The organism is Actomonas aquatica, from assembly GCF_019679435.2.
Lineage (GTDB): Bacteria > Verrucomicrobiota > Verrucomicrobiia > Opitutales > Opitutaceae > Actomonas > Actomonas aquatica.
Genome location: NZ_CP139781.1, coordinates 2,478,572 through 2,491,161, shown reverse-complemented (window position 1 = coordinate 2,491,161; position 12,590 = coordinate 2,478,572). Strand labels below are relative to the sequence as shown.

9 protein-coding genes are annotated in these 12,590 nt (G+C 62.3%); 6 read left to right on the top strand and 3 right to left on the bottom strand.

What is annotated here, in order from left to right; genetic code table 11:
* Positions 1-122: 122 nt before the first annotated feature.
* The 5 genes from pnuC (at position 123) to K1X11_RS09805 (ending at position 5,696) form a co-directional block, all read left to right on the top strand.
* Entirely contained in the window at positions 123-725 is a 603-nt protein-coding gene (gene pnuC, locus K1X11_RS09825) for a nicotinamide riboside transporter PnuC (protein ID WP_221032165.1), read from the top strand.
* On the top strand, positions 722-1,276 hold the full coding sequence (locus K1X11_RS09820) for an AAA family ATPase (protein WP_221032164.1): 555 nt from the start codon (positions 722-724) through the stop codon (positions 1,274-1,276). The genes pnuC and K1X11_RS09820 overlap by 4 nt, the downstream gene beginning before the upstream one ends.
* A gap of 71 nt (positions 1,277-1,347) precedes the next feature.
* Complete coding sequence (locus K1X11_RS09815) at positions 1,348-3,528, top strand: hypothetical protein (protein WP_221032163.1); 2,181 nt, start codon at positions 1,348-1,350, stop codon at positions 3,526-3,528.
* Positions 3,529-3,562: 34 nt separating this feature from the next.
* A complete protein-coding gene (locus tag K1X11_RS09810) occupies positions 3,563-4,846 on the top strand; it encodes a mechanosensitive ion channel family protein (protein ID WP_221032162.1) in 1,284 nt (427 codons plus the stop codon).
* 76 nt (positions 4,847-4,922) lie between these two features.
* The gene (locus K1X11_RS09805) at positions 4,923-5,696 is read left to right on the top strand and encodes a tRNA threonylcarbamoyladenosine dehydratase (protein ID WP_221032161.1); all 774 of its coding nucleotides are present in this window, start codon (positions 4,923-4,925) and stop codon (positions 5,694-5,696) included.
* A gap of 222 nt (positions 5,697-5,918) precedes the next feature.
* Here the strand turns inward: K1X11_RS09805 and K1X11_RS09800 are convergent, their stop codons facing one another.
* The gene (locus tag K1X11_RS09800) at positions 5,919-7,454 is read right to left on the bottom strand and encodes an SAP domain-containing protein (protein WP_221032160.1); all 1,536 of its coding nucleotides are present in this window, start codon (positions 7,452-7,454) and stop codon (positions 5,919-5,921) included.
* A 328-nt stretch (positions 7,455-7,782) separates the two neighbouring features.
* On the bottom strand, positions 7,783-8,814 hold the full coding sequence (locus tag K1X11_RS09795; protein WP_221032159.1) for an NAD(P)-dependent alcohol dehydrogenase: 1,032 nt from the start codon (positions 8,812-8,814) through the stop codon (positions 7,783-7,785).
* A 127-nt stretch (positions 8,815-8,941) separates the two neighbouring features.
* On the opposite strand from K1X11_RS09795, the gene K1X11_RS09790 reads away from it, so the two are divergent.
* On the top strand, positions 8,942-11,149 hold the full coding sequence (locus K1X11_RS09790) for a TonB-dependent receptor (RefSeq protein WP_221032158.1): 2,208 nt from the start codon (positions 8,942-8,944) through the stop codon (positions 11,147-11,149).
* A 33-nt stretch (positions 11,150-11,182) separates the two neighbouring features.
* Here the strand turns inward: K1X11_RS09790 and K1X11_RS09785 are convergent, their stop codons facing one another.
* Positions 11,183-12,583: a YfcC family protein gene (locus K1X11_RS09785; protein WP_221032157.1), complete on the bottom strand. Its 1,401-nt coding sequence runs from the start codon at positions 12,581-12,583 to the stop codon at positions 11,183-11,185.
* Between the last annotated feature and the right edge of the window lie 7 nt (positions 12,584-12,590).

The window sequence follows — 12,590 nt, the reverse complement described above, 5'->3', positions numbered from 1 at the left end:
GAAATTAATGGGGGTAGTGAAGCGGACGAGGTGGCGGTTGGTGCAAGCGATTGTGGCTGAGGCCAATAAGACGCTGTTCAAACCCCGGGAAATGGGGGAAGAGTGACGGAATGCCGTCGTGGATGAGTGAGATTTTGACCGGGTTGCGCTCGGGTAGCCCGTTGGATCAGATGAATCTGGTGCTGGGGATCGCCGGGGTGGCGCTCATGATTCGGCGCAGCTTGTGGGCGTTTCCGGTGGGGCTGGTGGCGGTGACGGTGCAGGGCGTGCTGTTTTGGCAGGCGACGTTTTATGCGGACGCCAAGCTGCAGGGGTTTTTCTTCGTCTGCCTCGCGTATGGCTGGTGGCATTGGGTGAAGCACAAGGGCAACGCGCCGGAGCTGCCGATCACGACGCTGGGCTGGTCGGCGCGGTTGGCATGGCTGGTCGGCGCGGTGGTGGTGATGCTGGGCTGGGGCTGGTGGCAGAGTGGCCACACCGATGCGGCCATGCCCTATCGCGATACGTTCATCGCATCGTTCAGCATGGCGGCGCAGGTGCTGCAGGTGCGCAAGCGGTTGGAAAACTGGGCGGGCTGGGTCGCGGTGAATGCGGTGGCGGTGGCGACCTATTGGGCAGCGGGGCTGACCTATACCTCCTTTCTTTACCTGGTCTTTTTGATCATGGGCATCACCGGCTGGTTGAGTTGGTGGCGGGCGATGAAAACGGAGGAAGCGAGCGCATGAGCGACGACGCGGTCTTGCGCGTGGCGGTCATCGGGGCGGAGTCGACCGGCAAGTCGGCGCTGGCGGCGGCGTTGGCGGCGCACTTCGGCGAACCGTGGGCGGAGGAAGCGGTGCGGGCGTTCTGGGAAGCACGGGGCGGGCACATTACGCCGTGGGATTTGGCTACGATCGCACGCGGTCAGATGGCCAATGAAGAAGTGGCGGCGGCGCAGGCGCGGCGGGTGGTGTTTTGTGACACGGATCTGACGACCAATGTGTTTTGGGCGGACGCGTTGTATGACGGTGAGATTGCGCCGTGGGTGCGGGAGGAGGCGGTGCGGCGGCGGCAGGCGTATGCGTTGTTTCTGTGGTGCGATACGGACCTCGTGTGGGAGGCGGATCCGCAGCGCTGTTTTGCGGATCCGGCGGAGTGGTGCGCGGCGGCGGGGCGGTTGCGGGCGGCCTACAACGACGTCGATGCGCGGGTGGCGGTCGTGCGGGGCGAGGGGGAGGCGCGTTTGGCGAGCGCGTTGGCGGCGCTGGCGGCGATCGGGTTGCCGGTGGGTGGCTGACGTTCAGCGCGTTGGGGATGGCGGCGGACGCGGGTTTTTGGTGGGGTGGTCGCAACCCCGTTTTCCCCGCTATGCTGAATCGTCGTTTCCCTGCTTTTGCTCTGTTGGTTGTCCTCGTGCTCGCGCCGGTGTTGCGGGCCGACGTGGTGCGTATTGTCCCGGATGATACACAACGCACGAGTGCCTACGCGGTGGCGCGGTTGACGGCGGCGCTGGCGGCGGCGGGGCACGAGGTGGTCGCGGAGTCGGGCGAGTATGATTTTCTCATCAGCCTCGCGACGCATCCGACCCGCTTGCGCAAGGAAGCGTTTGAGATCCTGCCAGAGGACAAGGTCATCACGATCTATGGCGGCGACGGACTCGGTATGGTGTATGGCGCGTTGGCGTTGGTGGAGGCTTTGCAGAACGGCACGGCGTTGGGCGACGTCGCGGCTCAGGCGGAGAAACCCGATCAGGCGTTTCGAGGCATCAAGTTTAACCTGCCATGGGAGACCTACCGGCCGAGCTCGGCACTCGATCAGCACATCGAGACGGCGAAGGACCCGGCGTATTGGGCGGCGTTTTTGGACATGATGGTGGATAACCGTTTTAACGCCATCAGCCTGTGGAACATGCACCCCTACACCTTCATGGTGCGGCCGCGGAGTTTTCCGGAGGCGAGTCCCTGGACGGAGGCGGAGTTTGCGGAATGGCAGGGGCTTTACCGACAGATTTTCGCGATGGCGAAGGACCGCGGACTCGACACCTACATCGTGCATTGGAGCATTTTTGTGAGTCGGGAATTGGCGGAGGCGCACGGGTTGGCGGAGGACAATTTTTATCCCTACTACTACGTTGAAGGTGAGCGGGCGGAGTTGGTGCGACGTTACCTGCGCGAGAGTGTGAAACAGGTGCTGACGGAGTATCCGGATCTCGACGGGATTGGGCTTTCGCACGGCGAAGGCATGGCGGGCATGACGCCGCTGGAGCGGCAGCAGTGGATGGACGACGTGATCATCGCGGGCATGCAGGAGGTGACGGCGGAGCGGCCGGTGAAGTTAATCCACCGCGTGCCGTTTTCCGCCAACCTCGATTCGGGTGGCAGCACCTCGAAGAACGTCGAAGTCGTGACGCGCGAGGCGATGGAACGATTGGGCGATACGTTTGAGGGACCGATTTGGGTGGAGATGAAGTTCAACTGGTCGCACGCCCATTCGACGCCGAAGCTCGAGAAGGTGCACGGCGGCAAGCTCGGCGACACCTACTTCGATCCGGTGCCGAGCAACTACCGGGTCACGTGGCAGGCGCGCAACGAGGACTTCTTTGCGCTGCGTTGGGGCGTGCCGGAGTTCATTCGGCAACACATCGCGCTGAACGGACAGGCGGCGTATGCGGGTGGCTATTTTGTGGGCTCGGAGTGCTACATCCCGGCGCTGGATTATTTCACGGCGGTGGACGAGCCGGTCGACTGGACCTGGGCGTTCGAGCGGCAGTGGCTGTTCTACAAACTTTGGGGGCGGCTGCTCTACAACCCAGAGACGCCGGATGCGGTGTTTGCGGCGGAGTATGAGCGGCGATATGGGGTGGCGGGGCGCAATCTGCTGGCGGCGATGTCGCTGGCGTCGTCGACGCAGCTCCGACTCGCATCGCTCTACGAATCGCGTTGGGACTTTACGCTCTACAGCGAGGGATTCCTGGCCTTGCAGGGCGACTACACGCGCTACATCGGCGTGGATGCGTTGATCAACCAGGGCACGATGGCGTCGGAGTATGTGTCCGTGCGCGACTACGTGGAGACGACGTTGGCGGGCGGTGGATTTGGGGCGGGACGGATCACGCCGCCGATTCTGGCCGACATGCTGGAACGCGACTGTGCGGAGGCGTTGCGTTTGGTGGAGTGGATCGACACGAGCGCCAACGCGTCTCTGCGTTTCGAAGTGGCAGACATCCAAACCTGGGCGTGGCTCGGGCGGCATCTGGCGGCGAAGCTGCGGGGAGCGGTGGCGCTGGCGACTTACCGGCGCACCGGTGAAAGCGCGCGGCAGGAGGAAGCGGTGCGGGAACTCGGTCGAGCGCTCGTGGCGTGGGATGAGGTGATCGACATCACGCGACCGCTTTACCGCGACATGCGGCTGACGCACTACAACCACAACGTCTTCACGGCCAACGACGACAACCTGTTTCACTGGGCGCTGATTCGCGATGAAGTGGCGGCCGATGTGACGGTGGCGCGCGAAGCGGTGCCGACACCCAAAGCGACGGCGGTGGATTGACGAGGCGGGTGGGCTGGCCTTCGCTGGCCGATTCATGAACCCACTTCTCGAATCCCTGCAGACCTTTTTGGAGGCCCACAAGTTCTCCGACTATTGGAGTGAGGTCATCACGACCGCGGTCGGTTTCACGTTGCTCGCGCTGCTGGCGGTGCTGATCAACGTGCTCGCCAAGCGCGTCATCCTGAACGTCGTGCACGTGGTGGTGAAGCGCACGCGTTTCACCTGGGACGATCAATTGCAGGAGACGGGGGTCTTCACGCGCCTCTCGCACCTCGCGCCGGCGATTGTGATCAATACCTTTGGTCCGAGTGTGTTGGGCAACGAGCCGCTGCTATCGGCGGTGGTGCACGGCATCGTGACGATCTACCTGATCTGCATTTGGCTGGGGGTGTTGTTTGCGCTGCTGAATGGCATCCAGATCGCAATCGAGAAACGCAAAGCGCGCAAAGGCGTGCCGGTTAAAGGGTTTGTGCAGGCGATCAAACTCACCGCCGTGGTGGTGGGCGTGATCTTCATCCTGGCCGTCGTGCTCAATAAATCGCCGGTGTTGCTTTTCTCCGGCCTGGGCGCGGTCACGGCGGTGCTGTTGTTGGTCTTCAAAGATGCCATCCTCGGCTTCGTGGCGGGGATCCAGATTTCGGCCAACGACATGGTGCGCGTGGGGGACTGGATCGAGATGCCGAAGGCCGGGGCGGACGGTGATGTGATCGACGTCGCGCTCACCACGGTGAAGGTGCAGAACTGGGACAAGACGATCACGACGATCCCGGCCTACAGTCTCATCTCGGACTCCTTCCGCAACTGGCGCGGCATGTCGGACTCCGGTGGCCGCCGCATCAAGCGCTCGATTTTCTTCGACATCAGCTCGATCGGCTTCGCCAACCCGGAGCAATTGGAACGCTGGTCGAAGATCGGCCACGTGCGGGAGCACCTCGACCGCAAGCGGCAGGAGATTGCGGCCGACAACGAGAAGCTTGGCGACGAAGCCAACGTGCTCGGCAATGGTCGGCGTCTGACGAACATCGGCACGTTCCGCGCGTATTGCCTCAACTACCTCAAAACGCATCCGAGTGTGGACACGGGCAAAACGCTGCTGGTGCGTCAGCTCCAGCCGACGCCGCACGGCCTGCCGTTGGAGATCTATTGCTTCGCCAACAACACGGCGTGGGCGGTTTACGAAGGCATTCAGGCCGACATTTTTGATCACCTCTTTGCGGTCGCGAAGGTGTTTGATCTCGAAGTGTATCAGCAACCGAGTGGCGCGGATTTCAGTGATAGCCTCTCGGCGCTCAGCACCGCCCGTCGCGACGTCGAATGAAAACCCGGCCAACTGTAGCCGGGGGCGCTGACCCCGGTCCGGCCTCACCGAGGCCGGCTACAACCCAACGAAATCAATGAACTCGGATTACGCGGATCGTTTCGGCGGCGTGGGCCGTCTCTTTGGGGCGGCGGCGCTTGAGCGTTTGCAGGCTGCGCATGTCGTGGTGATTGGCGTGGGAGGCGTCGGCTCGTGGACGGTGGAAGGCCTGGCGCGCAGCGGCGTGGGACACCTCACGCTCATCGACCTCGACGACCTGTGCATCACCAACACCAACCGCCAGCTCCCGGCGCTGGACGGCAATCTCGGCCGTCCGAAAGTGGAGGCGTTGGCGGAGCGTGTGCGGTTGATCAATCCGAGCTGCGTCGTGTCACCGGTGAGTGAATACATCACGGCCAGCAACGCCGACCGTCTGTTGGCGCCGGAATTCGACATCGTGGTCGATGCCATCGACGGCACGACCAACAAAGCCGATCTCATCGCGGCCTGCGTCCGTCTGGGCAAGCGGTGTGTGACCGTGGGCGGGGCAGGCGGCAAACGTGACGCCGCGCAGCTGCGCGTGGGTGACTTGGGCGAAGCGGGCGGCGACGAGCTGCTGAAGATGGTGCGGCGCAAACTGCGCAAAGACCACGGCTTCGCGCGCGGGGAAGGCAATCGCTACGGCGTGCGTTGTGTGTGGTCGGCAGAGAAGCCGGTTTACCCTTGGGCGGACGGCACCTGCAGCACGGAAGCCGAGCCAGGGAGCAACCTGAAGCTCGACTGCGCCAGTGGCTTCGGCACGGCGGTCTGGGTGACGGGGGCGATGGGCCTCACCGCCGCGCAGGAAGCGGTGCGGTGGCTGGCGGAGTGACACCGGCCACTTGGTTGGAAAATTTACAGGAGGAAACGGAGGTTAACAGAGGCCGGGAGGCAGCTGATTTTCTTACAGAAGGAAACGAAGAGCGCGAAGCCTTCAGCCTGCACTGGTTCCCCCCTAGGGGCAGCTCACCGCTGAGCAGGAAGTGGTGAGGTGACTGGGGAAGTGACGCCAGGCTGGGTTTCCAGGTTACGAACCATCCCGTGCCCTTGCTGGTTAGTTTATCACAATCAACGCAGGGTTCATCAAACCCGGTTGTATAAGGTAGCCGAGGGGGAAAGGTTCTTCCGATTTCTTCTCGTTCCGCTTGGCCCATGCCTCAGCGATGTGTTTGAGGTCGCAGGCTTTCACCAGCGTGATGGTCGCACCACAGTCGACGGTAAACTGCATCGCGAGGGATTGGGATTCAGTCGTGAAGTCTGGGCCGATCACCCAAAAGCCAGCGACGGGTCTTTCAGAATTACGGATGTAGGTTTCAAACTGACGAAGGTGGTCTTTCAGATGGACCGGACTTTCTTTCGATTTGTTGTCCCAAACGATGACCTTGTCCCGAAAAGAAAGCACACCGTCAGCATGGGCCGATCCGATTAGCTTCAGTGGCTTGTGGAGCAGCCTCTTCTGAAACAAGAAGTCGGTTGCATCCTCGAAGTGTGATTCGCACTCGATGTCTTTTTCGATGAGTTGCTGGCTGCGGAGAAAATGGAGGTCCCTAGCGGCTAGTTTTTCGAAATGCTCATACCAGATTGCTCGCGGGTCGCCCTCCGTCTCTGTGCGCACCAGTAGTCCATCGTAGAATTCAATGATTCGCTCGATGATCTCTGCCTTCGAACCGGACACCATCAACGAGAGCTCTGCGCACCATTTTTTGAGCGTTTCAAGCTCAAGTCCGTCTCTGGGAGTCAGACCGCCGAGCAGAACTTCGGGGCGAATGTGAGCTTGGACGAGGTGTTGCAGATTCGGTAGTGAGAGCCCCTTGTTCAGATCAATTTCGGACTTCTGAAGCACGGTGGTGAGATAGCTCTTGGAGCGCACCGCTTTGTAGTTGAGCAGTTCGTCATACCCGTGGCGCTTTAGACGAATTCCGAAGATCTGGCGGAGCTGACCGGCGATCTCGTCAGGGACGACATCGAAGTCCGTCCCGTCCTCGTTTCGAATCGAGAAAAGGAGTCCTTTGCTCTGAAGGAGGCGGCGAGTTTCTTCGACTTCAGTGCGAGTGTGGAGTTCGTTGTTTGGTTTGGGAAAGCGGTTGAGCGAAGCTTCCACCACGCGGTGTTCCCTTTCCGTCAGTTTCATCCGCACACGAAGTTTTTCGATGAGGTTGAATTCGTCGACGGAGATGTCGGCGTTTTGGAGCCACGCGGTTTCGACAACGAATTTGAACAAGTCGAGATGATCGCTTCTGGCGGCGGCGTTTTGGAGGAGACTCTCGTTCGCGGCATCAATGATCGTCTGTTCGTAAGCTACGACCGACTCGAATGTCTCCTTTTCGCAGGAGATGAATCCATCCTGATTGAGGAGGATTTCTTTGAGGATGACCCGACCCAAAATGCGATGCTGCCGATCGCCGGTATGGAAGACGTCGTTGATGGCAACGGATAGATTGGCAGGGTAATAGTATTGGGGGGCTGTTTTAATCAGAGCTGCCTTTAGTTCGTCATCGGTCAGATTTCGGTAGTCGATGACATAGGCGCTCGCGATGCGCTTGAGGATCAGGCTCGTGCTGCAAATCTCGACGGCTTTGGCAATATTCATGGCGGGGTAGCGACTTAGAATTGGGGGCCAGTGGCCGGATCGAATTGCTTGGAGGCGACGATCGCAGTAACAAAGTTAGCTATTGAGCCGAAAACAGTTGTGAACGCGCCATGGGTCTCGCGGCTTCTTCCAAGAGCAGTGCGTCGGCTGGTGGAGTCGCTACCTGAAAAATCTTACAAAAGGAAACAGGGAGGAATAGAGCCGCTCCCCGAGCCCACGCACTTCGGTGCGTAGCCGGTAGGCGAAGCTATCCGTGGTCATCCGTGGTTAAAAACCAACTGGCTGACGGTGCTGTTCCCCTCTGTTGCTTTTTGTAACAGAAAACCTGTTACAGCTCGATTTGCACCTTCACTGAGGTGGGCTTGGGGGCCTTGGCGTAGTCGAAGGCGGCGATGCTGTCGGCGAAGGCGTAGGTCTCGGTGATGAGGGGTTTCACGTTGAGTTGGCCGCTGCCCATGAGCGCGAGACAGCGCGGGTAGACATGGGCGTAGCGGAAGACGTGTTCGACGCGCGCTTCCTTGATTTGCGCGGCGACGACATCGTAGGCGATGGGACCGCCGGGCATGCCGATGTAAACCACGCAACCACCCGGGCAGAGCACGTCGAAGACGGAGGCGGCGGCTTTGGCGTTGCCGCTGGCTTCGAGCACGATGTCGGCGCCCCAACCGGCCGTGGCGGCGTTGATGACGTCGGCCAGATTCTCTGTGGCGATGTTGACCGGAGTGATGGCGCCGAGGGTGGCGGCGAGGTCGAGTTTGGGTTGGGCGACGTCGGTGATGAAGACGCGGCTGCAACCGGCGGCGAGAGCGCTGAGGGCGGTGACGATGCCGATGGTGCCGGCGCCCAGCACGACGGCGACGTCACCGGGTTTTACCTTGGCTTTGGTGGCGGCGTGCATGCCGACGGCGAGAGGTTCAACAAGGGCGGCTTCGCCGAGGCTTACGTTATCCGGCACTTTGAAGGTGAACTGGGCCGGGTGGACGACGGAGGGGCGCAGCACGCCGTGGATGGGTGGGGTCGCCCAGAAGCGCACGTCGGGGTCGAGGTTGTAGAGCCCGAGTTGGGTGGCGCGGCCGCGGGGATTGGGAATGCCCGGCTCCATGCACACCCGGTCGCCGACGGCGAGGTGCGTGACGGCCGAGCCGACCTCGGCGATCACGCCGGCGGCCTCGTGACCGAGCACCATGGGGGCATCAACCACGAAGGGGCCGATGCGACCGTGGGTGTAGTAGTGGACGTCGCTGCCGCAAACGCCGACCGTTTTGACGTCGATGCGCACATCGTGCGGACCGAGTTCTTCAACGATGTCGATATCGCGGAGGGAGAGTTCGTTTTGACGTTCCAGGACCAGTGCTTGCATGAGTGATATTGATCGTCGAAACGGTCGGTCGGGTCGATCCCGGAAGCAGTCAAATAGCAGCGCAAATTGCGGGTGACGGAGAAACCTGAAGCTTGGAATAGGCGTCAACGGCGTGATGCTCGGCCCCATGCTACCCCGCTGGACGATCTGGATCTGTGCCTTCACAGTCTGGCAGTCCGGATTTGCCCAAGTGCCTGCTTCGCTTACGCCCGAGGAGGGCGAACCGGTGCAGACGCTGGACGCATTTGAGGTGCGCACGGATGAGTTGGAGGACGCGTTCGACGAAACCGGCATGGGCTACCTGGACGCGGAGCGACGCGATCCGCCGTTTTCCAATGACCTGATCTTTGATGCCGACGAGGAGGACGAACTGGGCAGCGACGTGGAGGCGGAGCTCGGGCAGATCGCGGTGACGAGTGCGGCGGATTTGGCCACCGGATCCGATCGGCTCAACCTGCGCGGGTTTCCGACGCCGCGCCTGCGCAACGCGTTTGTGCAGACGGGCATTCCGGAGGTGTTGGAAGTGAAGCGGCGGGAGACGATTCAAGGCGCGTTGACCTCGGTCACGGGTCGGGCGGCTCCGGGCGGCATCCAAAACTACATGACGGCGCGGCCGCCGGGGCGGGCGATGACGCGCTGGGATGCCAGCGCTAGCACGGACGACATCTGGCGGGTGCGGGTGGAGAAGGGCGGACCGGTCGCGAAGTGGGGCAAAACGAAGGTGTTTCAACGCGTGGCGCTCAGCTACGAGCGACGGGAAGGGTCGGAGGCCTTCGCCTACCGCGATAATCTCACGTTGAGCGGCGCGCTGACTCTGCGCCACTCGCGGGCGCACAGCACCCTGTGGCAGATCGACTATGCGGCTTACGACGGCAACCCGTCGCCGGGTGTCCCCGGCTATCGTGAATCGGCGAACGGCCTGGTGCTCGGCCCCTATCTGCCAATGGCGGATTTTCATACGTATGGACCGAACGCCGGGGTGTCGCGCCATACGGCGAATTTCAGTTTTCAATACGAAGGCCAGACCTCGAAGGCGCTGAGCACGCGCGCGTCGGTGCAAGGTTTGGTGCGCGAGCTCGAGGAGGATCGGTTTACGCGGGGCGATTATCTGCTCGATCAGGGGCGCTTCGCCGGCACGCGCCAGCCGCAGCATATTGCGCAGCCGCTGCGAGCGCTAGCGGTGGATGGTGACCTGACCTGGCGTTTTGATGTCGGCGACGTGAGTCACAAACTGCTCGTGTCGTCCGAGTTGGTCAGCGCCGACAGTTCGCGTCTGCAGCGAGGCCTCGACGCGGAGGAGCTCTCGGCGTTGCCCTTGAGCGTGCGGCGGTTTGATCCGGCGGCGCCGGATTGGTTTCGGCCGGCGCTGAGTGCCGCGAGTTATCGGCGCATCATCAACGACCGCGAGGAAGTCACGCGGTATTGGGGCAACGCGATTAGCGAGCGCGCGGCGATCGGCAGTGGTCGGGTCGTGCTCACGGCGGGCCTGCGCCACGATCGCGTGGATCTCGAACTCACGGACGAGGCGCCCAATGCGCCGCAGCCGGCGGTGTCGGCGACGACGCACGAGCTGACCTATCACGTGGGGGGCAACGTCATCGCGGTGCCGGGACGGTTGCTGGTTTATGCGAATACCAGCACGGCGTTTGAACCTTCGACGCGGGTGGACCGGCGCACGGGAGACATTCAGGGCAACGAAACCACGGGCGGGGTGGAGGCCGGGTTGAAAGGCATGGGCTGGGACCGGCGGCTGAGTTTCACGCTGCACGGGTTTTCGTTCGTCAACCGCAACATCTCGCGGCGCAACCCGCTCTACCGCGATCCGATCGCGGATGCGGATCAGACCCAGCCGGAGTTGATCGCGGCGGGGCGGGAACGTTTTCAGGGGGCGACGCTGGATGTGCGGTTGAAGCCGGCCGGTGTTTGGCAGGTGCAGGGCAAGGTGGCGTTTACGGACTCGATCACGGAGCGTTCGCCGGATCTGCCGCAGGAGGAAGGGCGCGCGATCGCGCGGGTGCCGCGTTGGACGGGAGCGCTGTCGGGGCGGCTGGCTTGGCAGGACGGGGCGTTGGCGGGATGGAACGCGTCGACCTCACTCGTTTACATGGGGTCGTATGTGCAGCGGTATGAAGATACTCGATACGCCGAGTTGGATTACCCGGGTTACGTGACCCTGGCGCTGGGATTGGGTTACCAATGGCGCACCGGAGACGGTAAACAACGGCACGATCTCTCGCTGCGGGTGCAGAACGCGTTGGACGAAGACCTGCTCGTGCGGGCCGGTCGGGTGGGGGCAGGCCGCTCAGCACGACTCGGCTACCGCTGGTCGTATTGAGCGGCAGCAGGACGAGATTTTACTGGCGGAAATTCAGTTCCACGGCGCGGCGGCGAGGAGGAGGGCGCCGAGGACGAAGAGGAGGAGTTGCCACTTGGCCCACCAGCGGAACCAGGTGCCGTAGCCGATGCCGGCGCTGGAAAGCACACCGACCAGAATGACGCTGGTGGGGATGATCATGTTGGTGAAGCCGTCGCCAAACTGGAACGCGAGGATGGCGCTCTCCCGGTGGATGCCGAGCAGGTCGGAGAGCGGCGTCATGATCGGCATGGTGAGCGCGGCCTGACCGCTGCCGCTGGGAATCAGAAAGTTGAGGCAGCTCTGGAAACTATACATCACAAACACGCCGAGGTCGGGACCGAGATGATCGATGCGCGAGGCGACGCTGTGCAGGATGGTGTCGATGATGTTGGCGTCCTCGGCGAGCACGACGATGGCGCGGGAGAAGGCGACCAACACGGCCGTGGAGCAGAGTTGCTGAGCGCCGGTCATGAAGGAGTCGGCAATCTGGTTGAACGACATGCGGGCGGTGAGGCCGCAGAACAGTGCCATGGCGAGGAAGAGGCCGGCGATTTCCATGACATACCAACCGAGCTGGATGGAGCCGTAACCGAGCACGATCATCATGAGCCCGAAGGCGGCGAGCGTGACGACCTGAGAGGTAGAGATGACCGCGGCGGAGTCGGGCTTGTCGCCGGATTCGGCGGCGAGACGCTGGCGCCAGTTGGCATCGGACTCAGGTGTGAGACTCTTGCTGGGGTCGCGGGCGACCCGGCGGGCATGCAGCATGACGATGGCGATGCAGACGCTGGTGATGAGCAGCCAGCAGAACACGCGGTAGCCGTAGCCGACATCGGTGGGTTGCTCGGCGATCTGCTTGGCGATGCCAAAGGAGAAGGGGTTGACGAAGGCGGTGGCGAAACCGGCCTGGGAGCCGATGAAGGGGATGGCCACGCCGGTGGTGGCGTCGAAGCCCAAGGAGATGGCGAGCGGCACGGTGAGCAGCACGAAAACGAGACACTCCTCGGCCATACCGAAGAGCACGCCGGCGAAACTGAAGGCGAACATGAGCACCGGAATGACGATGAAGCGCCCGGCGCCCTGAGCGCGCAGGGTGAGCCATTTGAGTCCGGCCATGAGTGCGCCGGTCTGCATGAGGACCCCAAAGGCGCCGCCGATGAGCAGCACGAAGGCGAGCGTCTCGGCGGCCTCCTCGGCGCCCTTCATGGGCGCGAGCAGCAGGTCGAAAGGCGTCTGCGGCACGGAGTCGACGACCTCAAACTGATCGGGCAGCACGATCTCTTTGCTGCCGTAACCTTCAAACTCCCGGACTTCGCGGGCGTAGTGACCGCCGGGGATGATCCAAGTGGCGATCATCATGGTGACCATGATGGCGACGATGAGAACGAAGGCGTTGGGCGCGCGGAGCTTCATAAGCTGG